The organism is Allobosea sp. GW823-FHT02B03, from assembly GCF_058797755.1.
Genome location: NZ_JBXAJY010000001.1, coordinates 586,954 through 612,445, shown reverse-complemented (window position 1 = coordinate 612,445; position 25,492 = coordinate 586,954). Strand labels below are relative to the sequence as shown.

The 25,492-nt window shown below is 67.5% G+C and carries 24 protein-coding genes; 13 read left to right on the top strand and 11 right to left on the bottom strand.

Going from position 1 to position 25,492, the window contains the following annotated elements; translation table 11 throughout:
• Nucleotides 1-14: 14 nt before the first annotated feature.
• Together glyS and AC1REK_RS02815 are read right to left on the bottom strand one after the other, a co-directional pair.
• The gene (gene glyS, locus AC1REK_RS02820; protein ID WP_492267264.1) at nt 15-2,228 is read right to left on the bottom strand and encodes a glycine--tRNA ligase subunit beta; all 2,214 of its coding nucleotides are present in this window, start codon (nt 2,226-2,228) and stop codon (nt 15-17) included.
• Nucleotides 2,228-3,136: a glycine--tRNA ligase subunit alpha gene (locus AC1REK_RS02815; RefSeq protein WP_492267667.1), complete on the bottom strand. Its 909-nt coding sequence runs from the start codon at nt 3,134-3,136 to the stop codon at nt 2,228-2,230. Before AC1REK_RS02815 ends, glyS begins: the two co-directional genes overlap by 1 nt.
• Before the next feature lie 234 nt (nt 3,137-3,370).
• Here AC1REK_RS02815 and AC1REK_RS02810 point away from each other — a divergent pair, with 234 nt between their 5' ends.
• Nucleotides 3,371-3,661 (top strand): hypothetical protein, encoded by a 291-nt coding sequence (locus AC1REK_RS02810; protein ID WP_316018616.1) that lies wholly within the window; start codon nt 3,371-3,373, stop codon nt 3,659-3,661.
• 125 nt (nt 3,662-3,786) lie between these two features.
• On the top strand, nt 3,787-4,059 hold the full coding sequence (locus AC1REK_RS02805) for a hypothetical protein (RefSeq protein WP_492267265.1): 273 nt from the start codon (nt 3,787-3,789) through the stop codon (nt 4,057-4,059).
• Here the strand turns inward: AC1REK_RS02805 and AC1REK_RS02800 are convergent, their stop codons facing one another.
• The gene (locus AC1REK_RS02800; protein ID WP_492267266.1) at nt 4,060-4,830 is read right to left on the bottom strand and encodes a tRNA1(Val) (adenine(37)-N6)-methyltransferase; all 771 of its coding nucleotides are present in this window, start codon (nt 4,828-4,830) and stop codon (nt 4,060-4,062) included. It abuts the gene before it with no gap.
• Nucleotides 4,831-4,836: 6 nt separating this feature from the next.
• On the bottom strand, nt 4,837-5,184 hold the full coding sequence (locus AC1REK_RS02795; RefSeq protein WP_492267267.1) for a putative signal transducing protein: 348 nt from the start codon (nt 5,182-5,184) through the stop codon (nt 4,837-4,839).
• Between the two features lie 63 nt (nt 5,185-5,247).
• On the opposite strand from AC1REK_RS02795, the gene AC1REK_RS02790 reads away from it, so the two are divergent.
• Both AC1REK_RS02790 and AC1REK_RS02785 read left to right on the top strand, forming a co-directional pair.
• The gene (locus AC1REK_RS02790; RefSeq protein WP_316018619.1) at nt 5,248-6,264 is read left to right on the top strand and encodes a polyprenyl synthetase family protein; all 1,017 of its coding nucleotides are present in this window, start codon (nt 5,248-5,250) and stop codon (nt 6,262-6,264) included.
• Nucleotides 6,261-6,872, top strand: coding sequence for an NUDIX domain-containing protein (locus tag AC1REK_RS02785; RefSeq protein ID WP_492267268.1), 612 nt, complete (start codon nt 6,261-6,263; stop codon nt 6,870-6,872). The genes AC1REK_RS02790 and AC1REK_RS02785 overlap by 4 nt, the downstream gene beginning before the upstream one ends.
• Before the next feature lie 31 nt (nt 6,873-6,903).
• Here the strand turns inward: AC1REK_RS02785 and AC1REK_RS02780 are convergent, their stop codons facing one another.
• The 3 genes from AC1REK_RS02780 to AC1REK_RS02770 form a co-directional block, all read right to left on the bottom strand.
• Nucleotides 6,904-7,788 (bottom strand): 4-(cytidine 5'-diphospho)-2-C-methyl-D-erythritol kinase, encoded by an 885-nt coding sequence (locus AC1REK_RS02780; protein ID WP_492267269.1) that lies wholly within the window; start codon nt 7,786-7,788, stop codon nt 6,904-6,906.
• Nucleotides 7,789-7,791: 3 nt separating this feature from the next.
• On the bottom strand, nt 7,792-9,573 hold the full coding sequence (locus tag AC1REK_RS02775) for a tetratricopeptide repeat protein (RefSeq protein ID WP_492267270.1): 1,782 nt from the start codon (nt 9,571-9,573) through the stop codon (nt 7,792-7,794).
• Between the two features lie 486 nt (nt 9,574-10,059).
• A complete protein-coding gene (locus AC1REK_RS02770; RefSeq protein WP_492267271.1) occupies nt 10,060-11,739 on the bottom strand; it encodes an electron transfer flavoprotein-ubiquinone oxidoreductase in 1,680 nt (559 codons plus the stop codon).
• A gap of 335 nt (nt 11,740-12,074) precedes the next feature.
• On the opposite strand from AC1REK_RS02770, the gene AC1REK_RS02765 reads away from it, so the two are divergent.
• From AC1REK_RS02765 to ypfJ, 4 genes are all read left to right on the top strand, one after another.
• Nucleotides 12,075-12,875, top strand: a complete 801-nt coding sequence (locus AC1REK_RS02765; protein ID WP_492267272.1) for a uracil-DNA glycosylase — start codon at nt 12,075-12,077, stop codon at nt 12,873-12,875.
• 142 nt (nt 12,876-13,017) lie between these two features.
• Nucleotides 13,018-14,448 carry a cytochrome ubiquinol oxidase subunit I gene (locus AC1REK_RS02760; RefSeq protein ID WP_492267273.1) on the top strand — a complete coding sequence of 477 codons (1,431 nt, stop codon included), beginning with the start codon at nt 13,018-13,020 and terminating at the stop codon, nt 14,446-14,448.
• An 11-nt stretch (nt 14,449-14,459) separates the two neighbouring features.
• Entirely contained in the window at nt 14,460-15,464 is a 1,005-nt protein-coding gene (cydB, locus tag AC1REK_RS02755; RefSeq protein ID WP_492267274.1) for a cytochrome d ubiquinol oxidase subunit II, read from the top strand.
• A 107-nt stretch (nt 15,465-15,571) separates the two neighbouring features.
• Complete coding sequence (gene ypfJ / locus AC1REK_RS02750) at nt 15,572-16,462, top strand: KPN_02809 family neutral zinc metallopeptidase (RefSeq protein ID WP_316018627.1); 891 nt, start codon at nt 15,572-15,574, stop codon at nt 16,460-16,462.
• A 22-nt stretch (nt 16,463-16,484) separates the two neighbouring features.
• Here the strand turns inward: ypfJ and AC1REK_RS02745 are convergent, their stop codons facing one another.
• On the bottom strand, nt 16,485-16,970 hold the full coding sequence (locus AC1REK_RS02745) for a hypothetical protein (RefSeq protein WP_492267275.1): 486 nt from the start codon (nt 16,968-16,970) through the stop codon (nt 16,485-16,487).
• Nucleotides 16,971-17,085: 115 nt separating this feature from the next.
• Here AC1REK_RS02745 and AC1REK_RS02740 point away from each other — a divergent pair, with 115 nt between their 5' ends.
• The 3 genes from AC1REK_RS02740 (at nt 17,086) to AC1REK_RS02730 (ending at nt 20,491) form a co-directional block, all read left to right on the top strand.
• Nucleotides 17,086-18,276 carry a PA0069 family radical SAM protein gene (locus tag AC1REK_RS02740; RefSeq protein WP_492267276.1) on the top strand — a complete coding sequence of 397 codons (1,191 nt, stop codon included), beginning with the start codon at nt 17,086-17,088 and terminating at the stop codon, nt 18,274-18,276.
• 81 nt (nt 18,277-18,357) lie between these two features.
• Nucleotides 18,358-18,975: a ribonuclease HII gene (gene rnhB / locus AC1REK_RS02735; RefSeq protein WP_492267277.1), complete on the top strand. Its 618-nt coding sequence runs from the start codon at nt 18,358-18,360 to the stop codon at nt 18,973-18,975.
• A 313-nt stretch (nt 18,976-19,288) separates the two neighbouring features.
• Nucleotides 19,289-20,491, top strand: coding sequence for a site-specific DNA-methyltransferase (locus tag AC1REK_RS02730; protein ID WP_390893350.1), 1,203 nt, complete (start codon nt 19,289-19,291; stop codon nt 20,489-20,491).
• Between the two features lie 16 nt (nt 20,492-20,507).
• Here the strand turns inward: AC1REK_RS02730 and AC1REK_RS02725 are convergent, their stop codons facing one another.
• Both AC1REK_RS02725 and mutY read right to left on the bottom strand, forming a co-directional pair.
• On the bottom strand, nt 20,508-20,762 hold the full coding sequence (locus tag AC1REK_RS02725; protein ID WP_492267278.1) for a GDCCVxC domain-containing (seleno)protein: 255 nt from the start codon (nt 20,760-20,762) through the stop codon (nt 20,508-20,510).
• Nucleotides 20,763-20,878: 116 nt separating this feature from the next.
• Nucleotides 20,879-21,946 (bottom strand): A/G-specific adenine glycosylase, encoded by a 1,068-nt coding sequence (gene mutY, locus AC1REK_RS02720; RefSeq protein WP_492267279.1) that lies wholly within the window; start codon nt 21,944-21,946, stop codon nt 20,879-20,881.
• Between the two features lie 210 nt (nt 21,947-22,156).
• On the opposite strand from mutY, the gene AC1REK_RS02715 reads away from it, so the two are divergent.
• On the top strand, nt 22,157-22,957 hold the full coding sequence (locus AC1REK_RS02715; RefSeq protein WP_492267280.1) for a class I SAM-dependent methyltransferase: 801 nt from the start codon (nt 22,157-22,159) through the stop codon (nt 22,955-22,957).
• 290 nt (nt 22,958-23,247) lie between these two features.
• Nucleotides 23,248-24,096 carry a SphA family protein gene (locus AC1REK_RS02710; protein ID WP_492267281.1) on the top strand — a complete coding sequence of 283 codons (849 nt, stop codon included), beginning with the start codon at nt 23,248-23,250 and terminating at the stop codon, nt 24,094-24,096.
• Between the two features lie 105 nt (nt 24,097-24,201).
• On the opposite strand, the gene AC1REK_RS02705 is transcribed toward AC1REK_RS02710, so the two are convergent.
• The gene (locus AC1REK_RS02705) at nt 24,202-25,302 is read right to left on the bottom strand and encodes a linear amide C-N hydrolase (protein WP_492267282.1); all 1,101 of its coding nucleotides are present in this window, start codon (nt 25,300-25,302) and stop codon (nt 24,202-24,204) included.
• Nucleotides 25,303-25,492 lie beyond the last annotated feature (190 nt).

The window sequence follows — 25,492 nt, the reverse complement described above, 5'->3', positions numbered from 1 at the left end:
GTGCATCCCGTGCCTTACCCCGCGATCCGCCCGAAATCCGCGACCGCGCGGGTCGCTTCGCGAAGCTGGTTCAGCAGCTTGAGGCGGTTGGCGCGCAGGGCCGGGTCGGGATCGTTGACCGTGACCTTGTCGAAGAAGGCATCGACCGCCGGGCGCAGCTCGGCGAGGGCCGCCATGGCGCCCTCATAGTCCTCGGCGGCGATGGCGGCTTCCGCCTTCGGCGTCGCCTGGGCGAGCGCGACGGCGAGCGCCTTCTCCTCGATCAGCCCGGCAGCAGCGATGAGCTGGAGATCGGCGGCACCGGCGAAGGCGCCCTCGCCGTCCTTCTTCTCCTCGGCCTTGAGGATGTTGGCGGCGCGCTTGTAGCCGGCGAGCAGACTCTTGCCGTCCTCGGTTTCGAGGAAGCGACCGAGGGCCTCCGCAGTTCTCACGATAATCGAGATTACCCGGACGTTTGCCATTCCGGGCATCATCGCTTCACGACGAATGCCCTGACCTGCAACGGCATCCACGATGTCGTGAGCGATACCTCTGTCGCGCAACATTACTTTGATGCGCTCGACGATGAAGCCAATCAGGTCAAATGCTGCAACAGGCGCATCGACGTTAGGCCACCAACGATCAAACAATGACGTCAGTAGCAACTCCAGCTGAAGCCCATTGAGATTGTGCTCGTCACAAATCCGGCTGACGCCTAACGCCGCGCGGCGCAGCGCATAGGGGTCCTTACTGCCGGTCGGCTTTTCGTCGATGGCCCAGAAGCCGACGAGGGTATCGAGCTTGTCGGCGAGTGCGACGGCGACCGAGACCGGATCGGAGGGGACGCGGTCGGAGGGGCCGAGCGGCTTGTAATGTTCCTCGATCGCAGCGGCGACCGACGCATCCTCGCCCTGCAGTTCCGCATATTTGCGGCCCATCAACCCCTGCAATTCCGGGAACTCGCCGACCATCTCGGTCGGCAGGTCGGCCTTGGCGAGCTTCGCCGCACGCTCGGCCTTGGCCGGATCGGCACCGACGATCGGGGCAAGCTCTTTCGCCAGCGCCGCGATGCGCTGGACGCGCTCGCCTTGCGTGCCGAGCTTGGCGTGGAAGACGACGCCGAGCTTGTCGAGCTTGGCCATGCGCTGGTCGAGCGGCTTCGACAGGTCGAGCCCGAGCTTCTCGGCGCTCGCCTTCAGCGTGTCGAGGTCGGGCAGCGGGCCGCGATCGGTCGCCCAGAAATAGGCGGCGTCCGAGAGGCGGGCGCGGACCACGCGGCCATTGCCGGCGGTGATCGCCAGGCCGCCATCGCTGGCGACGAGATTGGAGACCGGGATGAAGCGGTTCGCCAGTTCGCCCGTCGCGGGATCGCGCAGCACGAAGCATTTCTGGTTGGCGCGGATAGTGGCGCGGATCGCCTCGCCGGGAATGTCGAGGAAGCGCTCCTCGAAGGAGCCCATCAGCACGACCGGCCATTCGACCAGCCCCGCGACCTCCTCCAGCAGCCCCTCATCCTCGACCAGTTCCAGCCCGGCCGCGAAGGCGAGGTTCCGAGCATCGGTCGCGATGATCTCCTTGCGGCGGTCGGCGTCGAGCACGACCTTGGCCCGCTCCAGGCTCGCGACATAGTCGTCGAAGCGGCGGACCGTGATCGGGCCCGGCGCATGGAAGCGGTGGCCATAGGTGGTGTTGCCGGAGGTGATGCCGTCGACCTCGAAGGCGACGACTTCCGGATCCTCGGTCTCGGCGCCGAAGGTGCAGAGGATCGAGTGCAGCGGGCGCACCCAGCGCAGGCTGGCGCCGGCGGCCGAGGCCTTGCCCCAGCGCATCGACTTCGGCCAGGGGAAGGCGCGGATCACCGCCGGCACGATCTCGGCGATGGCCGCAATCGTTTCCTGGCCGGGCTTCTCGATCACGGCGATGTAGGAATCGCCCTTCTTGGGATCGCTGACGATGGTCGCCTGGTCGAGCGAGGCGAGGCCGGCAGCCTTGAGGAAGCCCTGGACGGCGGCCTCGGGCGCGCCGACGCGCGGCCCCTTGCGCTCCTCGCGGACATCGCGGCCGCGCACCGGCAGGCCTGCGACGGTGAGCGCCAGCCGGCGCGGCGTGGCGAAGGCCTTGGCGCCCTCATAGACGAGGCCGCGCTCGACCAGCGCATCGGTGACCAGCTTCTTCAGGTCCTCGGCCGCCTTGCGCTGCATGCGCGCCGGGATTTCCTCGGAGAAGAGTTCGAGCAGAAGATCGGGCATCAGTTCGCTCCGCCGCCGACGGTCTTCAGCCAGGCCTGACCGCAGGCCTTGGCGAGCTCACGCACGCGCAGGATGTAGCTCTGGCGCTCGGTGACCGAGATCACGCCGCGCGCATCGAGCAGGTTGAAGATATGGCTCGCCTTGATGCACTGGTCATAGGCCGGCAGGGCGAGCTGGTGCCTGACGCCGCCATCGGCCTCGCCGGCGGCCAGCAGCGCCTTGCACTCGGCCTCGGCGTCGGCGAAGTGGCGGAAGAGCATCTCGGTGTTGGCATGTTCGAAATTATGCCGCGAGAACTCCTGCTCGGCCTGGAGGAAGACGTCGCCATAGCTGACGCGATCCTCGCCCTCGAGACCGTTGAAGTTGAGATCGTAGACGTTCTCGACGCCCTGGACATACATCGCCAGGCGCTCGAGCCCATAGGTCAGCTCGCCGGCGACCGGCGCGCATTCGACACCCGCCACCTGCTGGAAATAGGTGAACTGGCTGACTTCCATGCCGTCGCACCAGCATTCCCAGCCGAGCCCCCAGGCGCCCAGCGTCGGGCTCTCCCAGTCGTCCTCGACGAAGCGGACATCGTGCAGGGCGAGATCGACGCCGATGGCCTGCAGGGAGTCGAGATAGAGCTGCTGCAGGTTCGGCGGCGACGGCTTCAGGATCACCTGGAACTGGTAATAGTGCTGCAGCCGGTTGGGGTTCTCGCCATAGCGACCGTCCTTCGGCCGGCGAGAGGGCTGGACATAGGCCGCGTTCCACGGCTTGGGCCCCAGCGCGCGCAAGGTCGTCGCTGGATGGAAGGTGCCGGCCCCGACTTCCATGTCGTAGGGCTGGAGGATGACGCAGCCGCGTTCGGCCCAGAAGCGCTGCAAGGTCAGCAGCAGTCCCTGGAAGGAGCGGGTCGGATTCATCGAAGCGGAGGGCGACGCAGCCAAGGGCTCAAGCCTTCGAAATTTTCAGGAAACAGGCGGTGTGCTTAGGGGCTGGCGACGCTTCCGGTCAAGCATTCCCGCATGAACCGCGGGTGAACCTCGATCGAAGGACCTCGTTCATCATCGCTGGCATAGGGTGCGTGCCATCGCGGTCCGCGGTGCTCGGGGCGAGCGCTTGAGCCGGACCAGCGCCCAGCAAGCAGGAGTTTTGCAATGCTGTCATCTCGTATCGCCGCCGCCCTGCTGGGCGCCGGTGCACTTCTTTCGACTGCGCTGATTGCCGCCCCGGCCAATGCTGCGCCGATCGGCGCCGGCAGCGCGCCCGCCGTCAGCAGCGAGGCCGGCGGCCTCGTGCAGCAGGTCTGGCATTACGGCCGGCCCCATTACGGGCCGCGGCCGCCCTATTACGGCCGCCCGGTCTACCGGCCGCGCTGCTTCTACAGCGATCGGCGGGTCTGGAACGGCTACCGCTGGGTGATCCGCCCGGTGCGGGTCTGCCGCTAACCGGATGAAGACAGGCTGAACGGCGCGCTCCGCTGCCGTTCAGCCGCTCCGACGCAGATTCGCCGCAACGGTGACGCCCGGAGCCCCGGAACAACGCCGTGAACATCGCGAAGGAGGAGCATCACATGCTTCGCAAGCTGCTTCTCGGCTTTTCGGCCGCCGCCACGCTCGGCGTCGCCGCGATCGCCTCGACCCCGGCCGCGGCCCAGCCCTTCGGCGACGGCTATTATGACGGCCCACGCTGGGGCGGCGGCTATGACCGTCCGTATTACGGCTACGGCCGCCCGCCGGGCTATGGCTATGGCCGCCCCTATTACGGCCCGCGCTGCTTCTATCGCCCGGTCCGCTACTGGGATGGCTGGGGCTGGGTGGTGCGCGAGAGACGCGTCTGCCGCTGATCAGGCGAGACCCGCCTCGCCACGATGGAGAGCTTCGCTCTCAGCAGTGAAGCGGCCATCGGGACCATTGAGAACCACAGCCGGCAGCAACGCTGCCGGCTTTTTGCTGCCGAGCCGGGCGGAGACGATCACGCGGATCGCCGGTCGTTCGGCCAGCGCCTGCACCGGCCGGATCGAGACCTCGCCGAAGCCCGTCGCCAGCGCCGCCAGGATCTCGGGCAGCGCCTCGGCGCGATGAATGATCGTCACCCCACCGCGCGGCCGCAACGCCCGCCTTGCCGCCTTCAGCCAGAGGGCCAGCGGCGTGTCGGCGACATGGGCGGCGCGGCGATTCGGCACCGGCGAGGCCTTGGCCGCACCGGCCTCGAAAAATGGCGGATTCATCGCGACCCAGGCTGCCGAAGCGTCCGGCAGGCCGGCCTGCAAGGCGCCGTCGCCGCGCTCGCCGATCGCAGCGACGACGACGCGGACGCGCTGATCAAGTCCGTTGAGGGCAGCGTTGCGTGCGGCGAGAGCCGCGAGTTCCGGATCGCGCTCGACCAGCACGACCGAAAGCGCCTCCTGACGCAGGGCGGCGGCCAGGCCGGCGGTGCCGACGCCGGCGCCGAAATCGGCCAGCGGTCCTTCCGCCAGAGCCGGCAGGGCGGCGGCGAGCAGGATCGCATCCGAACCGGCGCGGTGCCCCTTTCGCGGTTGCAGCAGGCGCAGCCGGCCGTCGAGCAGGCGGTCCTCGCCGATAGCGCCGAGGCCCGGCAGGATCTCATCGGTCATGGCGGATCACTCGGGCCGCAATTCGCCGCCGAAGCCGGCCTCGACCAGCAAGGCCCGGGCGCGCTTCCGGTCGGCCTCGCGCACCAGCAGCCGGCGCGGGAAGGCGCCGATCATGCCTTCCAGCGCGCTGATATGCTGGTCGGCTATCACGCAATCGAGATTGGCCGAGGCGAGCAACGCCTCGATGGCGCCGAGCAGGACGAGATCATTGGAGCGGACCAGTTCGTGCATGGCGCCATGGAGCCCGTGGCGGATAAGCCGCGCAAGCCCAAAATCGCCGCGCTGCGACATCGTCACACCAGATTGTGCGGCGCGACAGAGATTGCCGGGGCTGGCCACGCATGCGACGGTCATGGCAAAGGGCAGTGCAGCAAAGACAGGGCGCGCCAGCCGCGCCGGTAAAGTCGGAGTTTGAGCGTGGGCGTCGTCGTAGCCTTCGAGGACAAGGAAGCCGGCAAGGCCGGGATCGAGGCTCTGGTCGGTCTGACCCGCCCCGACATGGAGCGCGTCAATGCGATGATCCTGTCGCGGACGGGTTCGCAGGTGACGATGATCCCGGAGGTCGCCAACCATCTGATCTCCTCGGGCGGCAAGCGCCTGCGGCCGATGCTGACGCTGGCGACGGCGGCGCTGTGCGGCTACGAGGGCGAGGGGCACGTCAAGCTCGCCGCCTCCGTCGAATTCATGCACACCGCCACGCTGCTGCATGACGATGTCGTCGACGAGAGCGACATGCGCCGCGGCAAGCTCGCCGCCCGCATGCTCTGGGGCAACGAGGCGAGCGTGCTGGTCGGCGACTTCCTGCTCGGCCAGGCCTTCAAGATGATGGTCGAAGTCGGCTCGCTGCGGGCGCTCGATATCCTCTCGACCGCCGCGGCGGTGATCGCCGAGGGCGAGGTGATGCAGCTTGCCGCCGCCAAGAACACCGAGACGACAGAAGACGAGTACCTCGCCGTGATCCGCGGCAAGACCGCCGAGCTCTTCGCCGCCGCCTGCGAGGTCGGGCCGGTGATCGCCGGTTCGCCCAAGGCCGGCGCCGCCGCCTGCCGCAGCTATGGGCTCAATCTCGGCATCGCCTTCCAGCTGATCGACGACGCGCTCGACTATGGTGGTTCCTCCGGCGCGCTCGGCAAGAACACCGGCGACGATTTCCGCGAGGGCAAGATCACGCTGCCGGTGGTGCTCTCCTTCCGCCGAGGCGACGAAGAGGAGCGGGCCTTCTGGCGCCGCACCCTGCAGGAAGGCCAGATCAACGAGGGCGACTTCGCCCAGGCGCAGGCGCTGATGCGCAAGCACAAGGCGATCGAGGACACCGTCGAACGTGCCCGGCACTACGCCAAGATGGCGAAGGACGCGCTCGGCCTTTACCCGCAATCGCCGATGAAGCAGGCGCTCAACGACGCCGTCGACTTCTGCGTGGCGCGCGCCCATTGAACGAGGCCGCCGGAAAGCCCTCCGAGAAGGCGCAGGAGCAGCCGGCGGAGATCACCGCGCTGTCCTCGCGGGTCGTCTATGAGAATCGCTGGATGCGGGTGCGGGAGGACGAGGTCCTCCGGCAGGATGGCTCCACGGGAATCTACGGCGTCGTCGAGAAGACGGATTTCGTCGCGATCGTCGCCGTCGAGGAGAATGGCGACCTGCATCTCGTCGAGCAGTATCGCTACCCGGTGGGAGGCCGCTTCTGGGAGCTGCCGCAAGGCTCCTGGGAGAGCAGGCCGGATGCCGAGCCGGTCACCGTCGCCCGCGGCGAGCTGCGCGAGGAAGCGGGCGTCGAGGCCGGCGAGATGATCGAGGCCGGTTACCTGTTCGAATGCTATGGCTACTCGAACCAGGGCTGCCATGTTTTCCTCGCCCGCCAGCTCAGCGCCGCGCCGCGCCAGCTCGATCATGAGGAGCAGGGCCTGGTGACGCGCCGCTTCTCTCCCGCCGAAGTCACCGCGATGATCGAGAGCGGCGCCATCCGGGACGCGATCACCATCGCCGCGCTGGGACTGATGATGCTGAAGGGGCTCCTGCCCGGCTTCGGCGCAAGCGGCGCTTAAGGCGCCCCCTGCGGTCCAGGCGGGCGGGTCGTCAGCCCAGCACGGTCGGCTTGATCCACCAGCCCGGCTGCCGACGCGCGAGCGTCCTGGCCGCTACCGTACTCGCCCGGCAATCGTCGAACAGGGCAAAGCAGGTCGCGCCCGAGCCCGACATGCGCGCCAGCCGGCAGCCCGGCAGCTCGGCGAGCAGCTCCAGGACATCCGCTATGACTGGCGCGGCGCCACGGGCCGGCGCTTCGAGGTCGTTTCTCGTGGCTGCAAGCGCTTCGATCACAGAGGGAGCGGAGGCGTGGCCCTGCCAGGAGGCGTCCGTCGCCGGAGCCGGCTGGATCGCCGCCTCCCCCGGCTGCAGGCCGAGATTGCGGAAGACCGCGGCGGTCTCGACCGCGACGCCCGGGTTGACCAGCAGCGCGAAGAGGCGCGGCAGGCGCATCGGCGACCCGAGCCGCTCGCCGATGCCCTGCATGATGCGCGTCTTCGCTGCGAGACAGACCGGGACGTCGGCGCCGATGCGCGCGGCGGCGGCATAGAGCGCGGGAGCGTCAGACGGCAGGCCGTTCAGCCGCGCGAGCAGGCGCAGCGCGGCAGCGGCATCGGCCGAGCCGCCGCCGATCCCGGATGCGACGGGCAGGCGCTTGACGAGCAGGAATCCGCCGGAACGCAGCCCCGGCACCTGATCGCGCAAGGCAACTTCCGCCTTCAGCACCAGATTGTCGGCTGCAACCGAGAGCCCCTCGGCAAAGGGGCCGGAGATCGCGATCCCGCTCTCCGCGCCCGGCAGCAGCGTCAACTGATCGCCGACACCGGCGAAGGCGACGAGGCTGTCGAGCTCGTGATAGCCGTCGGCACGCCGGCCGAGGATGCGCAGGCTGAGATTGATCTTGGCCGGGGCGCGGGTGGTGAGACGAGCCTGCAAGGCTCAGCCGCCATCCTTCTTCGGCTCGGCGGCGTTCGCCGAGGGCGGAGCCTCGTCGAGCCCCTTCTCGATCTTGCGCAGGATCTTGACCAGATCCTCCGGCTCGGGATTGAGATCGCGGGCATGGTTCCACTGGAACTTCGCCTCTAGCTGGCGGCCGGTGCGCCAGTAGACATCGCCGAGATGGTCGTTGATCACCGGGTCGGACGGACGCAGCTCCATCGCCCGCTCCAGTTCGGTTACGGCCTCGTCATAGCGGCCGAGCCGGTAGTGCGCCCAACCCAGCGAATCGATGATGTAGCCATCGCGGGGCCTGAGATCGACGGCGCGCCTGAGCATGCCGAGCGCCTCGTCGAGCTTCAGATTCCGGTCGACCAGAGAATAGCCGAGATAGTTGAGGACCAGTGCCCGCTCGCGGCCGAGCGCCTCGGGCATCAGCTCCAGCGCCTTGCGCAGGTCCGCCTCGGCCTCCGGCCACCGCTTCGTACGCTCATAGGCGATGCCGCGCGAATAGAAGAGATCCCAGTTCGAGCGCCCGGGCGAGGTGAGCTTGGCGATCGCCTTGTTGTAGGTGTCGGCCGCTTCCTCGAAGCGCTTGCGCGAGCGATAGATGTTGCCGAGCGCCGAGATCGCCTCGATATCGTCCGGGCGGGCAACGATGAGCGCTTCCAGCTGCTTGACGGCTTCGTCGGTCTTGCCGAGCGCCTCGAGGCCGAGCCCGACCTGGATGTCGGCAACCGGACGCAACGCCGAAGTCTCGGGCATGCGGCGATAGACCTCGACCGCGTCCTCAGTCTGCTTGGCGCGCTCGAGAATGTCGCCCAGCGTCAGCACGGCGAGATCGTGACCCGGGTCGAGATAGACGGCGAGCCTCAGATAAAGCAGGGCCGTGGCCTCGTCGCCCTGAAGAATCCCGGCGCTGGCGAGGCCATAGAGCACTTCGGCGGCGCCCTGCTGCGCGTTGCCGACGATGCGGGGCAGCGGCTCCTTCGCGGAGACCTTGGCGAGCGCGTCGCGCACCACCGGATGGTTGGGGCGGACGCGCTGCTCGAATTCGTTGAGCGTCGCCAGCGCCGCATCGCGGTCACCGGCACGTGCCTGATGCCGAGCCCAGAGATCAACCAGACGCAGGTTGGTCTTCTCGGCGTCGTAGGCGGCCTTCAGCCGGCGGGTCGAATCGGTCTTTCGGCCGGCGATGTCGAGAATCAGGCCGGCGTGATAGTCGCGGAAGCGATCGAAGCTCGCTTCGCCGCGCAGCCGCTCCAGAGTTTCGAGCGCGCGCTTGGTGTCTCCGGAGCCGGAATAGGCCCAGGCCGCCAGCAGCGTAGCAGTGATGTCGGCCGACCGGCCGCGCCCGCCGCGCTGAAGATGGTTGCGCGCAGTCGCATAGGATTTCTGCTTCAGCGCCCGCACACCGAGCGCAAGCTGCGCCAGGCCGTTCGAGGCATCGCGCTGCACGAGCTTCTCTGCGGCGCGGAACGTGTCGCCCATCGCGCCGTCGGCAAGGAAGGCGACGAAGCCGCGCTCCAGCAATTCGCTGTTCTGCGGATCGTCCTTGATCGCCTCGCGCAGATAGACCGAGGCGGCGCCGAGATCGCGCCCCGAACCTGCGACCACGGCCGCGAGATAATTGCCCTCGAGACTCTCCGCCGGCTCGAATTTCTCGACCGGGCGTGCCTCCGCCCGCGCCGGAATCGATGCGCCAGTCTGCAGGAAAGCCAGGAAAGCCAGCGCCAACACGGCGCCACGGCCGCGGCCGTCGCTCTGAAACGTCACGTTCGCCATTCTCCCTCGGTCCGCCCCTCGCCCGCCGCCGGGAGCCTGTCCGTGGACTGGACCGTGACCTGATCGGTTAAGCGCGCAACATGGCTGTTTCCGGGCGACCCGACAAGCCTGCCGCTGCATTGCAGAAGATGCGTCACGCTGTCGTGAAACGCCGATCGCGAGAGACTGTCGGCGTTCCCGATAGATTTCATGAAGAAATCGGGCGTAGCCTCCAAACTGTCGCGGCCTTTCGCGGCGATTCGTCTGGGACATTTCCAATGAAGAAGGTCTCGCTTGCGCTTGCGGCCGTCCTCGCTCTCGCCAGCTTCGCTGGCGGTTGCGCGACGCCAGCCCCCGAACAGCCTGCTCCGGTCATCCGCAAAGGCTGATTCGCCGGCCTGCCGCTGCTTCAGGGCCGCGCCGGTCCAGCCGGCGCGGCTCTTCTTGTCTCCGGCGACACCACAAGATTTCGCCGGACGGAAACGTCATCCGCTCTGAAAAGCGGCCTCACATGTTGGAGTAATTTGGACCTCCGGCGCCCTCCGGCACCGTCCAGGTGATGTTCTGGGCGGGATCCTTGATGTCGCAGGTCTTGCAGTGCACGCAGTTCTGCGCGTTGATCACGAAGCGCGGCTCGGTCTTCTTGTCGGGATCGGCATAGACGACCTCGTAGACACCGGCCGGACAATAAAGCCGCGCCGGCTCGCCATAGAGCGGCAGGTTCTGCAGCACCGGCACGTTCGGGTCGGTGAGCTTCAGATGGGCCGGCTGGTCCTCCTCGTGATTCGTCGCCGAGAGGAAGACCGAGGAGAGCTTGTCGAAGGAGATCTTGCCGTCCGGCTTCGGGTAGACGATCGGCGTGACGTCCCCGATCGGCTTGAGCGTGGCATGGTCGGGCTTGCCGTGCTTCATGGTACCGAAGGGCGACCAGCCGAAGAGCTGGTTCAGCCACATGTCGATGCCGCCGAGAGCGACGCCTCCGAGCGTGCCGAGCTTCGACCAGAGCGGCTTGACGTTGCGCACCAGCTTGAGATCGCGGCCGATCTCGGAGGAGCGCCAGCTGTCCTCGATGCCGTCGACCACGTCATGGGCACGGCCAGCCGCCAGGGCCGGAACGAGATTTTCGGCCGCCAGCATGCCGGAGAGGATGGCGTTGTGGCTGCCCTTGATGCGCGGCACGTTAACGAAGCCGGCGGCGCAGCCGATCAGCGCCCCGCCCGGGAAGGTCAGCTTCGGCACCGACTGCCAGCCGCCCTCGGTGATCGCGCGCGAGCCGTAGGAGAGGCGCTTTGCGCCCTCGAAGACGTCGCGGATCATCGGATGGGTCTTGAAGCGCTGGAACTCGTCGAAGGGCGAGAGCGTCGGGTTCGTATAGTTGAGATGGACGACGAAGCCGACCGAAACCAGATTGTCGTCGAAATGGTAGAGGAACGAGCCGCCACCGGTCGACATGTCGAGCGGCCAGCCGAAGGAATGCTGCACCAGCCCCTTCTTGAACTTCTCCGGCTTGACCTGCCAGATCTCCTTGAGGCCGATGCCGTATTTCTGCGGCTCGCGGCCTTCGTCCAAAGCAAAGCGCTTGATCGCGATCTTGGAGAGCGAGCCGCGGGCGCCCTCGCCCAGCAGCGTGTAGTGGCCGCGCAGTTCCATGCCGCGGGTGAAACGGTCCGAGACGCTGCCGTCCTTGGCGATGCCCATGTCGCCGGTGGCGATGCCGGCGACCGAGCCGTCCGCGTTGAACAGCAGCTCAGCGGCTGCGAAGCCAGGATAAATCTCGACGCCGAGCGCCTCGGCCCGGGTCGCCAGATAGCGCGCGACGAGGCCGAGCGAGCCGACGAAGTTGCCGTGATTGTCCATCAACTTCGGCATGGCGAAGTTCGGCAGGCGGGCGCCGCCGGCCGGACCGAGGAAGTAGAACACGTCCTCGCTGACCTGGGTGTGGAGCGGGCGGGCCTCGTCCTCGCGCCAGTCGGGAAGGAGCTTGTCGAGGCCGATCGGATCGATCACCGCGCCGGAGAGGATATGGGCACCGACCTCGGACCCTTTCTCGACCACGACGACCGAGATGTTCTCATCGAGCTGCTTCAGGCGGATCGCGGCGGCGAGTCCTGCGGGGCCGGCTCCGACGATGACGACGTCGTAGTCCATGCTCTCGCGCGGGGTGCTCTGCGCTTCCTCGAGTGTCATCCTGCCCTCCGCCAACGGCCCGCTCTGCCTCGATCCGCAATATAGTTTATATGTGAACTATCATGCCCGCCCGTGCAAGACGGGCGGATGTCGAGATTGGAACCCTTCTATCCGGGCGCGGGCGTCAATTTGCAACTGCGAAAAGCCGTGTATCTGCCCGGCGCAGCGACGTGCCGCCAACGGGGAACTCGCTCCATCTCCGCAAGCGAGACCTCTCGGGAATGGCGATGCCGGGCGGGGCACACCCGGAGCGAACCGCCGCGCTGAAACGAGCACAGCCCGACGCTCCCGAACGGGTCGCATCGCCAGTGCTTTCCGTGCTAGCTGAGCCGATCATGTCGTCAGTCGAGCCACATCCCGCCGAGCTCATCGCCTGGTATGCCGAGATGGGCGTCACCGAGGCGCTCGACGAAACGCCGCACGACCATTTCGCTGCCCCACGGCCGGCTGCTCCCGCGCGCCCCGCTCTCGTTCCCGTTGCCGGGCAGGCCGCGCCAATGCGCCACGCCTCCTCCGGCGAATTTGCGCCGCCGGACGAAGCGGCGGTCTCGGCGCGCGCTCTGGCGCGCGAAGCGAGAACGCTCGACGAGCTCAAGGCCGCGATGGCGGGCTTCGAGGGCTGCGCGCTGAAGGCGACCGCGAAGAACCTGGTCTTCGCCGACGGCAATCCGGCCGCGCGGGTGATGCTGGTCGGCGAGGCGCCGGGCGCCGACGAGGACCGCGCCGGCCTGCCCTTCGTCGGTCGCTCCGGGCAGTTGCTCGACCGGATGCTGGGCGCGATCGGGCTGACGCGGGCCGAGCAGGTCTACATCGCCAATCTCCTGCCCTGGCGCCCTCCGGGCAACCGCACGCCGACGCCGCAGGAGGTCGCGATCTGCCTGCCTTTCATCCAGCGCCAGATCGAGCTCGTCGACCCCGACATCCTGGTCTGCGTCGGCCGCCCGTCGTCGATGGCGCTGCTCGACGTCAAGAGTATCATGGCAGCACGCGGGCGCTGGCTCGAATATGACAGCGGCAAGCGCCGGATTCCCGCCCTGCCGATCCTGCATCCGGCCTATCTGTTGCGCAGCCCGCTCGACAAGCGCCTGGCCTGGCGCGACCTGCGCACGCTGAAGGCGGCGATAGAGACGCTTTGAGCAGGAGCGGCATCACGCCGCTGCGTCATCGTCGGGCCCTGCCCTCGCGCCTCGCCTTGATTAATCAGACTACAGAGTAGAACCTGTGGCCCGCAGGGTCTCACGGCCATGATGCAGCTGGCCGGAATACCGGAGCGACGCGATGGAAATCGACGCCTTTCTGCTATCCCGCATTCAATTTGCCTTCACGATCTCCTTCCACATCGTCTTCCCGGCCTTCACGATCGGGCTTTCGGCCTATATCGCGACGCTGCTCGGCCTGTGGCTGAAGACCGGCGACCAGAAATTCCATCTTCTCGCCCGGTTCTGGACCAAGATCTTCGCCGTCTCCTTCGCCATGGGCGTGGTTTCCGGCATCGTGCTCTCCTATCAGTTCGGCACGAACTGGAGCCGTTTCTCCGCCGTCACCGGCAATGTGCTCGGCCCGCTGATCGGCTACGAGGTGCTGAGCGCCTTCTTCCTGGAAGCCTCCTTCCTCGGCGTGCTGCTCTTCGGCTGGAAGCGGGTGCCGCCCTGGCTGCACTTCCTCTCGGCTGTGATCGTCGCCGGTGGCACGGCGCTGTCCGGCTTCTGGATTCTCTCGGCCAATAGCTGGATGCAGTACCCGGTCGGCCACGAAGTCCGCGACGGCATCGTCTATCCCGTCGACTGGATGAAGATCGTCTTCAGTCCGACCTTCCCGCTGCGCTACGCCCACATGATGACGGCGGCCTATCTCACCACCGCCTTCGTCGTGCTGGCGACCGGCGCGCGCCATCTGCTCGCCGGCCACCGCACGGAATCGGCCAAGACGATGGTGCGCATGGCGATCCTGATGATCGCGCTGACCGCGCCGCTGCAGGCCCTGATCGGCGACTTCCACGGCAAGCAGACCGCGATCTACCAGCCGGCCAAGCTCGCCGCGATCGAAGCGCACTGGGACTCGTCCAAGCCCGGCGCGCTCGTGCTCTTCGCCTGGCCCGACGAGAAGGCGGAAATGAACCGCTTCGAGATCTCGATCCCGGGCGTGGCCAGCCTGCTCACCCATGGCAGCATGGACGCGCTGTTTCCGAGCCTGAAGGATTTCGCCGTCGAGGACCGTCCGCCGGTATTGATTCCATTCTTCGGCTTCCGGCTGATGGTCGGGCTCGGCACGCTGATGATCCTGTTCGGCTGGGTCGGCGCCTGGTTCTGGTGGCGCGGCCGGATCTTCGAATCACGACGCTGGCTCTGGATCGCCCAGTACACCTGGCCCGCCGGCTTCGTCGCCATTCTCGCCGGCTGGTTCGTCACCGAGGTCGGGCGCCAGCCCTGGGTGGCGACCGGCATCCTGCGCTCCAAGGATGCGGTCTCGCCGATAACCACGGCCGAGGTCGCGATCTCGCTGGCCCTGTTCGTCTTCGTCTATTGCGTGGTGTTCACCGCAGGCATCCTCCTGATCAACCGCCTGATCGACAAGGGGCCGGACGAGATCAGCCCGGAAGACCCGCCCGAGCAGCCCTCGAAGCGGACGCTGAAGGCGGCGCAGGGGCCCGCCTCCCAATTGTTCGGCGACGGCAAGCCCGGCGACGACAAGATCCAGCCGGCGCTCTGAGGAGAATCCAGATGGAATGGTATCTCCCCGTGATCTGGGCCGGGCTGATCGGCACCGCCGTCATGCTCTATGTCGTGCTCGACGGTTTCGACCTCGGCATCGCGATCCTGTTCCCGACGACCGGGGACGAAAGCGAGCGCGACCAGATGATGAACTCCGTCGCGCCGTTCTGGGACGGCAACGAGACCTGGCTGGTGCTCGGCGGCGCAGGGCTCTGGGTCGCCTTCCCGCTGGCCTATGCGGTGATCATGCCGGCGCTCTATCTGCCGGTGACGCTGATGCTGCTGTCGCTGATCTTCCGCGGCGTCGCCTTCGAGTTCCGCTGGGTGGCGAAGCCGAAGCACCGGATCTGGGACCTCGCCTTCTGGCTCGGCTCGACCAGCGCCGCCTTTGCCCAGGGTGTCATCCTCGGCGGGCTGATCCAGGGCATCAAGGTGGTCGACAGGCAGTTCGCCGGCGGCCCGTTCGACTGGCTGACGCCTTTCACGCTGATGTGCGGCGCTGGCGTCGTCGTCGGCTATGCCCTGCTCGGCGCGACCTGGCTGGTCTTCAAGACCGAAGGTCCGGTCGCCGACCGCGCCCGCCGCCAGGCCAAGGTGCTGCTTATCGGCCTGCTCGCCTTTGCCGTGCTGGTTTCGCTCTGGACCCCCTATGCCCATCCGCGGATCGCGGAGCGCTGGTTCACGCCGTCGAACCTCATGCTGCTCTGGCCCTTCCCGGTGCTGACCGCCTTCTTCGGCTACATGGTCTGGAAGCGACTGCACGGGAACCACGAGTTCACGCCATTCGCCTTCACCATCGCGATCTTCGTGCTCTGCTTCCTCGGGCTGGCGATCTCGAACTATCCCTATCTGGTGCCGCCCAACCTGACGATCTGGGATACGGCGGCGGCACCGAGCTCGCACATCTTCGTGCTGATCGGGGTCAGCTTCCTCCTGCCGATGATCCTGTTCTACACCGCCTTCGTCTACTGGACCTTCCGCGGCAAGGTGAAGGCCGATAGCGGCTATCACTGAGCCTCTGCGAAAGATCGGCCGGCACGGAACCCGGCCGGCGCGGAATGAAGGCTTGAGTTCCCGCGCCGCCTCGCGGAAATTGGCAGCGCTGAAGCAAGGGCGTCGCGATGCGTTGGGAAGATTACCGCCAGTCCGAAAACCTCGAGGACAGGCGTGGCGGCGGCGGTGAGTTCGCCGGGCTCCCCGGCGGCCGCGGCGGGATCGGCATCGGCACCATGGTCGTGCTCGGCCTGGTCGGCTGGGCGCTCGGCATCGACCCGCGAATCCTGATCGGCGGCGCCGAGATGATCGGTGGCATCGGCGGGCGCAGCGCGCCGACGCAGGAGCAGCGCCAGTCGGCCGGCCCGCCGAAGGACGAGATGGGCCGTTTCATCTCGGCGGTGCTGGCTCAGAACGAGGACATCTGGTCCAAGGTGCTGCCGCAGCAGGCCAACCGGAAATACCAGCCGCCGCGCCTCGTCGTCTTCGACGGCGTGACACGCTCGGGCTGCGGCACCGCGCAGTCGGCGATGGGGCCGTTCTATTGCCCGAACGACCAGCGGGTCTATCTCGACACCTCCTTCTTCCAGGAAATGCAGCGCAAGCTCGGCGGCGGCGGCGACTTCGCCTATGCCTATGTGATCGGCCACGAGGTCGGCCATCACATCCAGAACCTGCTCGGCATCCTGCCCAAGGTGAACCAGATGCGCGAGCGGCTTTCCGAGCGCGAATCGAACCAGCTCTCGGTGCGGGTCGAATTGCAGGCCGACTGCTTCGCCGGCGTCTGGGCCTACAACATCAAGGCGATGGACCGTATCGAGCCCGGCGACGTCGAGGAGGCGATGCGCACCGCCGCCGCGATCGGCGACGACAAGCTGCAGCAGCAGGCTGGGCGCGGCGCCGTGGTGCCTGATTCCTTCACCCACGGCTCGTCGGCACAGCGCATGCGCTGGTTCAACGCCGGCTTCAATTCGGGCTCGATGCAGGCCTGCAACACCTTCCAGACCGACCGGCTCTGACGAGCCCGCCCCCCGGCAGGCCCTATCCCTGCGCCCGCTCGCGGCGCACGGAAAGACGACGCGGCGAGGCCGGCAGGCGGCCGGAGAGGAGCTGCTTCTTCGGCGCGATCAGCCCGGCCCTGACGCCGCGCGAACGCAGCGAAACCGCGCCCCATTCGCGTAGCGCCGCGATGCCGCGCAGCGGCATAAGCGCGGGCGTGGTCGCGGCCGTCATCAGATGCCGCTCGACGCTCTCGGCCCAATGCGGCTCCGGCAGATCCCCGGCCTCGAGCAGCAGCACCCAGTCGCCCCGCGCGCGCTCGATGCCGAGCGCCCAGCTCGCGCCGTTTCGCGCTGCGACATAGCTCGCCCCGGTCACATCGGCGAGCCGCTCGGTTTCGCTGTCTTCCCCGGCGCCGATCACCACCGCATGGCCGATCGTGCCGCCGGCCACCGCCGGAATCAGCACCGACAGGGTCGCGGCCAGCGCTTCGGTGCGGCCATTGGCACGAATGACGGCTGTGAGCATGGTCCCGATGCTATGCCGCAGCGCAACATGTCGCAATCCTGTCACTTGCAATCTGTTCCCGTTATGTTCACATTCATACATCGTGAAACCGGCGATTCCGGCGAGGAGCCCCCCGATGCGCCAAGCCCGACCTTCCGCAAGGCCGCCGACGACGCAGGCGCTGAAGCGCCGCGACGCCGAGCCGGCCTCGATCTCCGCCCGAATCGCGCCGGTAGACCCGCTCGCCCTTGCCGGGCACCGCATCGACCCGGAGCGGCGACGCGGGCGCGGCGCGACGATCAATCCGGGCGGGCGCTTCGAGGCCGAGCAGCGCTTCGACGAGGATGATGGCTGGGGCTCGCTCGGCGAATTGCCGCCCTTCAAGACCGAGATCTCAATCGAGAAACCGCGGACGATCATTACCCGCAATGACTCCCCGGATATTTCGTTCGACCGCTCGATCAATCCCTATCGCGGCTGCGAGCATGGCTGCGTCTACTGCTTCGCCCGGCCGAGCCATGCCTATCTCGGGCTCTCGCCCGGCCTCGATTTCGAGACCAAGCTGACGGCAAAGCCCGATGCGGCGCTGCTGCTCGAAAAAGAGCTCTCCGCCGCCAGCTACCAGCCGCGCACCATCGCGATCGGCACCAATACCGACGCCTACCAGCCGATCGAGAAGAAGCTGCGGATCATGCGCGGCATCCTGGAGGTGCTGGCGAAGTTCAACCATCCGGTCGGGATCGTCACCAAATCGGCGCTGGTGCAGCGCGACATCGATATCCTCGCGCCGATGGCCGAGAAGGGCCTGGTCAAGGTCGCACTCTCGGTGACGACGCTCGACGCCAAGCTGTCGCGCGGCATGGAGCCCCGTGCCGCCTCTCCCGCCAAGCGCATCGAGACGATCCGCAAGCTCTCGGAGGCCGGCATCCCGGTCACCGTGCTGGTCGCTCCGATCATCCCGGCGGTGAACGAGCACGAGATCGAGCGCATCCTCGACGCTGCCAAGGCGGCCGGCGCGCGCGAGGCCGGCTATGTGCTGCTGCGCCTGCCGCTCGAAGTGAAGGATCTGGTGCAGGACTGGCTCGTCACCCACCACCCCGACAAGATGCGCCATGTCGTCTCGCTGATCCGCTCGACGCGCGGCGGCAAGGACTATGATGCGGCCTGGGGCCAGCGCCAGGTCGGCTCGGGGCCCTATGCCTGGATGATCGGCCGGCGCTTCGAGATGGCCGCCGAGCGGCTCGGCTTCAACACGGCGCGGCTGCGCCTGCGCAGCGACCTCTTCATCAAGCCCGAGAAGGAGAAGGCGCAGCTCAGCCTGTTCTGACGAGCCTTACCGGCGCTGCACTGTGGAAGCCGGCATGGTCAAGGCAGACCGCGGCGCCGCGATCTGGCATAGCCTGCCGTCATGTTCGCCGATTTCAGCCATGAGGCGCGCGCCATCGCGCAGGGTTGCCAGCTGGTCGCCGGCGTCGACGAGGTCGGCCGCGGCCCGCTCGCCGGCCCGGTCGTCGCGGCCGCAGTCATCCTCGATCCGCAGGCGGTTCCCGGCGGGCTCGCCGATTCGAAGCTGCTCAGCGCCCAGCGGCGCGACACGCTGTTTGACATCATCCTCCGGCAGGGGCTCGGCATCGGGATCGGCAGCGCCTCGGCGCTGGAGATCGACCGGCTGAACATCCGTCAGGCGACGCTGCTGGCGATGCGCCGCGCGGTAGCGGCCCTGCCGTTGGCACCGGGGCTCGTCCTCGTCGACGGCAACGACCCGCCGAGCCTGGCCTGCCCCTGCGAGGCGATCATCGGCGGCGACGCGCTGATCTCGTCGATCGCCGCGGCCTCGATCATCGCCAAGGTCACGCGCGACAGGATGATGGCACGGCTCGGCCAGCACTACCCCGCCTATGGTTTCGCCGGCCATGCCGGCTACGGCACCGCCCAGCATCGCGCCGCGCTCAAGGAGCATGGTCCCTGCCCGGCCCATCGCTATTCCTTCGCGCCGGTGAAGGGCACCTGGACGCGGCCGGCCTGACGTCCACGAGGCCGACGCTCGGCCTGGCCGGAGCAGAACGCGGCGAGGGCCAGAAGCGCGCGTGAAGGCCGGTAGCGGGACGCCCGTCCCTCGACCGGGGACGCGCATGTCAAGCCTAAGCGGGCGTTTCCCGCAGCGGCCCAGAACGCTTACCCTTCCTTAACCTCCGTTACTGATTCATCAACATATTCAACAGGCTAGGCAAAATCTGCAGCCCCAGAATGGGACGCATTTTTTTCAGGCCGGAAACCCGGTCTTTACCCTGACCGGCCCAAGATCATGACCGTTGAAGTTGCGTAACGGTCTGGGCGTCATGAGTATCTCGCGTACCGGGACCGCCAGTGCCGCCGTCCGGATTCAAGTCTCGCGTACCGGACGGCCCGCACTGGGGGCCCGGATGAAGGCCAAGAGCCTTCCCTCCAAAACGGGCCTTTTCCCGGCACTGCCGCTCGATCAGGTCATCGTCGGCGACTGCATCGCCGCGATCGAAGCGCTGCCTCCGGCCAGCGTCGACATGGTCTTCGCCGACCCGCCCTATAATCTCCAGCTTGGCGGCGATCTGCGCCGGCCCGACGACAGCCTCGTCGATGCCGTTGACGACGACTGGGACAAGTTCGCGTCCTTCGCCGAATACGACGCGTTCACGCGGGCCTGGCTCTCCGCCTGCCGCCGGGTGCTCAAGCCCGATGGCGCGCTCTGGGTGATCGGCTCCTATCACAACATCTTCCGCGTCGGCTCGATCCTGCAGGATCTCGGCTTCTGGATGCTGAACGACATCGTCTGGCGCAAGGCCAACCCGATGCCGAATTTCCGCGGCCGGCGCTTCACCAATGCGCATGAGACGCTGATCTGGGCGGCGCGCGGCGAGAGTTCGAAGTACACCTTCCATTACGAGGCGCTGAAGGGCGGCAATGACGACCTGCAGATGCGCTCGGACTGGTACCTGCCGCTGTGCACCGGTGACGAGCGCCTGAAGGACGAGGCCGGCGTCAAGGTCCACCCGACGCAGAAGCCCGAGGCGCTGCTGGCCCGCGTGATGCTCTCCGCCAGCAATCCCGGCGATGTCGTGCTCGACCCGTTCTTCGGAACCGGCACGACCGGCGCCGTCGCCAAGGCGCTCGGCCGGCGCTTCATCGGCATCGAGCGCGAGCAGTCCTATGCGAGGGCGGCGCGTGCCCGCATCGACGCTGTCGAGCCGCTGCCGCCGGCAGCCTTCGCCACCGCCCCTTCCAAGCGCACCGAGCCGCGCGTGGCCTTCCTGAGCCTTGTCGAGGCCGGGCTGGTCAAGGCGGGCGAGCGGGTCTTCGACGTGAAGCGACGCCATGAGGCGCTGATCCGCGCCGACGGCACGCTGCTGCTCGATCCCGTGGTCGGCTCGATCCACAAGGTTGGAGCACTGGCCCAGGGCCTGCCGGCCTGCAATGGCTGGACCTTCTGGCATGTCGAGCGCGACGGCGCGCCGGTGCTGCTCGACTCCCTGCGTGGCGAGATCCGGGCGCAGATGGCCGCCGCCTGACGGACTAGCCTCTTCATCATCCGGCGCAGCAACCACCTGCGCCGGATGGTCGGCCGTCGAGCTGGATCGGCGGACAGGGCACAGACCCGTAAGAGCAGAACACGCAGCAATCGCCCGGCTTCGGCCGCAGCACGACGCCGCACCCCTCGCATTCATAGAAGAACTGGCAGGCGTCTTCCGGCATCGCCTCCCGCTTGCGGTGCCCGCATTCCGGACAGGTGATATCGCTGTGAAGCTCAGGCCGTGCGATCGGCTTATCGGCTTCGGTCATTGCGGCCTCCGGCAATTCGCGCGGCCAGCCAGATGGCGCGCTTCGTCCCGCGGCAGCAATGCCGGCACCGGGATTAGAGCATGTGGTGACGGGACAGGCCACCGGCGGCCACGCCATCAATGCTGCCGCAACCCTTCCAGTCCCGCCTCGAGCGCCTTGAGGAAGACGCTCGGAAAGGCTTCCTCCCTTAGCCTCGCGAAGGGGGTGAAGCGCATGCCCTCGGGCGCCTGCGCGTCCAATGGAAGTTCGGCGACGAAGATCGTCAGCTCCAGCGGGAAATGCGTGAAGACGTGCCGCACCGGCGCGATCAGCCGGTGCCATTGCGCTACCAGCGGCGCATCGCGCAGCGCGTCTTCCAAGAGATAATCGGCCTTCCATTCGCCTCCCGGCACCTCGACCATGCCGCCGAGCAGGCCCTTGGCGGGGCGGGTGCGCACCAGCACGGCCCCATCCTCCCGCATCGCGACGAAGGCGGCGCCAAAGCGGGTCTTGCCGGTCTTCTTCGCCGCCTTGCGCGGGTAGGTCTCCTGCGTGCCGGCGATGCGCGCCCGGCAAGGCTCGCGCCAGGGACAGAGCCCGCAGGCTGGGGAACGCGGCGTGCAGATCGTCGCGCCGAGATCCATCAGCGCCTGGGCGAAATCCCCGGGGCGGGACGGCATCAGCGCCAGCACGCGCTCGCGGACCAGCGGCTTGGCGCCGGGCATCTCCTCCTCGATCGCGAAGAGCCGCGTCATCACCCGCTCGACATTGCCGTCGACCGCCGCCGCCGGCCGGCCGAAGGCGATCGCGGCCACGGCCCCGGCCGTATAGGCGCCGATGCCGGGCAGTTCGCGCAGACCTTCCTCAGTGTCCGGAAAGCGGCCGCCATGCTGGCCGGCGACAACCTTGGCGCAGGCATGGAGATTGCGGGCACGCGAATAGTAGCCGAGCCCGGCCCAGGCCTGCATCACGCTTTCCGACGGCGCCTGCGCGAGCGCATCTACGGTCGGGAAGCGCGTCATGAAGCGCTCGAAATAAGGCTTCACCGCCGTGATCGTGGTCTGCTGCAGCATGATCTCCGATGCCCAGACCCGGTAAGGATCGGCCTGCTCGCCCGGCAAGGCGCGCCAGGGCAGCACGCGGCGATGCCGGTCATACCAGGCGAGGAGATCGGCGGCGCGAGGCTGGCGAACGGTGGCGTCCATGCCTTCCCGTTTAACGCGCGCCGTCCGGGCCGCAAGGGCGTCCGCGCCGATCGGGCTCAGCCTGAATTTCCATCGGCGACGAATTGCGCTGGCGCCTGAACTACGAAAATCTCCCGCTCCGGTTCCGAAGGGCGTGAAAATGTCCGCCGACGGCTTCATGCCGCGGCGAGGAACCGGTGCGGGGCTTCCGGGCGAGCAGGGAGCAGAGCGATGCCTTCGAGCTTCAACGTCCGCAGTGCCGCCGGCTATGAGCGCCTCATGGGCCGCTGGAGCCGCTTGCTTGCAGAGCCTTTCATCCGCTTCGCCGGGGTTGCCGATGGCGAGCGTATCCTCGATGTCGGCTGCGGGACGGGCAGCCTGACCTTCGCGTTGCCGAAGGCGGCCGCGATCGGCGAGATCGCCGCGTTCGATTTCTCGCCGGTCTTCGTGGAGGAGGCGCAGCGCCGCAATACCGATCCGCGCATCACGATCCGGCAGGGCGACGCCACTGCGATTCCGTTCGAGGATGGACGTTTCGACCGGGCGCTTTCGCTGCTGGTGCTGCATTTCGTGCCCGAGGCCGACAAGGCGGTGGCCGAGATGCGCCGGGTCGTACGCCCCGGCGGCGTGGTCGCCGCTGCCGTCTGGGACCATCTCGGCGGCATGTCGGGCATGCGCATGCTCTGGGATACGGCTGCCGCGATCGATGAAGGCGCGCAAGCGCCGCGCAGCCGCTACTGCTTCCAGCCGATGACCGGGCCGGGCGAGATGCGCCGAAGCTTCGTTGCCCAGGGCCTGCGCGACGTCACGGAAAGCTCGCTGACGATCCGGATGGATTACGAGAATTTCGCCGATTACTGGGAGCCGATCTCGGCCGGCGAGGGGCCAATCGGCCAGTATGTCGCTGGGCTCGACCCGCCCCGCCAGGGCAGGCTGAGAGAAGCCCTCAGGACCGCCTATGAAGCAGGACGACCGGACGGTCCGCGCTCCTTCGCAGCCACCGCTTGGGCCTGCCGCGGCATCGCTCCATAAGGCAGCCACCCGACCCTGCGGAAACACGTGCGCGGCGCACGGCGAACGCTGGTTTCGCCGAGTGCCAGCCACTAGCGTCACATCAACGATTCGCCGATGGAATGGCGACGTCGCGTTGAGGGGCTGTGGCGATGATTCGGCTAAGGGGGGCCCGGCGGCGAGCGCCCGGCTTGTGGGCGGCGCGGGCTCTTGCCGCGTTCGGCGTTGCAGCGTGTGGTGCGTTAGTACCCGAAGCAGCATCCGCGGCGGAGAACGGCACCGGCTTCTATCTGCTCGGCGGCCGCGGACCGATGGCGGGGTACCTCCCCCCGCCCGGCTTCTATTTCGAGAGCGACACCTATTCCTACGACGCCAAGCTCGATGCCCGGAAGTCGCTTCCGGCGGGCGGCCGGGTGATCGCGAACGTGCGCAGCCAGGCGCGGGCCGACTTCCTGAACGGGACCTGGGTGACGCCCTGGGAGGTTTTCGGCGGCAATTTCGCGGTGGGCGCCGTCCTGCCCGTCGGGCGCGTCGCGGTCTCGGCCGGCGTCGAGCTCGATTCGCCGCGCACCAACGCCATCATCGGGCGCTCGCTGCGCGACAAGGCGACCATCGTCGGCGATCCCGTCCTGTCCGCCACGATGGGATGGCATTCGGGCAAGTTCCATTGGAGCACGACCGCGCTGGTCAATGTCCCGGTCGGCGATTATCGCGACGGACAGCTCGCCAACCTCGCCTTCCATCGCTGGGCGGGCGATCTCTCCGGCGCCCTGACCTGGTTCGACCCCGAGACGGGCATCGATCTCTCCACGGCGGTGGGCGTGACCTTCAACGGCGTCAACCGCGCGACCGACTACCGGACGGGAACCGAGTTCCATGTCGAATGGGCGGCCTCGAAGGCGCTGACCAGCGCGCTGTCGATCGGTCTCATCGGCTATCACTACCAGCAGGTCACGGGCGACAGCGGCGCCGGCGCGCAGCTCGGCCCCTATAAGGGGCGCACGACCGCCCTGGGCGGGACGGTCGCCTACAATTTCCAGGTCGGCAAGACGCCGATCTCGACCCGCATCAAGGTGCTGCAGGAATTCAGCGTCGAGAACCGGGCGCGCGGAACGGTGGGATTGCTCACCGTCTCACTCCCCCTGTCGGTATCGCAATAGCGAATGACGAACGGCCGCACTGGGTTTGCCAGTGCGGCCGTTCGGAGCTTCAGCCTTACCCCGGGCCCGCGAGCAAGGCCGCGAACCCGGAACCCATACGCCAGGTCAGGGCTTGGCGAATTCCAGCGGCGGCGGCGTCAGGTTGATCTTGAACGGCGCGACGCGCAGCCCCTTGGCATCGAGGTCGAAGCTGTTGAGGTCGACCATCCGCAGGACCTGATCCCGGTAGCCCTTGATGTAGTACTTCCTGGCGCGCAGGTCGGCGACCGAGGTCCACTGCGTGTATTCGAGCTCGCCACCCTTCGCAGCCGAGTTGATGAAGCCGATCGGGATGTCGAAATTGTTCATGATGTGCTCGACTAGGCGCACGGTCTGCGGGCCATCGGGCAGCTGCTTGGCCGAGGCGGCATAGCCGAGGGCGCGGATGAAGCGCGAGGGCGGCGTCGGATCGCCGGGGATGCCGAGCAGGCCCGAACCCTGGCCGAACGGCTCGAAGGTCTTTCCGCCGATCTTCAGCGGATCGGCAGCGACCGGCGACATCTTCACATAGTTGCGGATGTTGTTGAGGTGCCAGTCGAAGGGCGGGGAATTGGTCAGGACACCCATCGGGTTGTCATAGACCTTCAGCTTCCCGTCGATCGGCTCGATGACGATCGAGGCACCGGTCGCGTCATGGATCGGGAAGTGGAAGGGCAGCGTGAAGTTCACCATCGGCGCCGGCAGATCGACGATCACCGCCTTGTCGAGCGCGGCCTTGACCTCGGCCACGGTCGCAAAATTCGACAGGACCCAGCTCAGGAACTCCCATGGGGCCAGCGCGGTGTTCGGGTCCGCCTTGGCCGGCGGGGTGTAGCTGGCGAAATCGGGGAAGTAGAGCGCGCCGCCCGCGAGCCCCTTCTCGTTCATGCCGTCCGAGACGAAGGGCTGGCCGAAGCTCATGACGCCGACGAAAGCGTAGCGCGAGGTCCATTTGGCGCCGGGCGCATTGTTCGGACGGGTGCCGACGAATTCATGGTTGCGCGGCACGACGACGACGTCGGACTGGGTTTCGAGCGCGTATTCCAGGGTTCGACCGTAGACCGGCGTTCCGTCGGCCGCCATCAGCAGGATATTGGTGCAGGCTTGAGCCGGCATGACGCCAGCCGCCCAGCCTGCCAGGACCACCGCGGTAGCCCGCTTGGCGAGGCCTCGAACCCATAGGCGCATACGATGTTTCTCCGTGTTTGATGCACGGCCCTTTCCTAGCGGCAACATCTGCAACAACCGTGAATCGTGGGACACGGACGTTTGAAGGCGCCGCGAAAAGCGATGGGTCGGTAAATCACCGTTTAATGACGCGAGCCGGCCCTCGGCCTCTCCCTCGGCGCTCACCTGTCCGCCTCAGGCAGTGCACCCA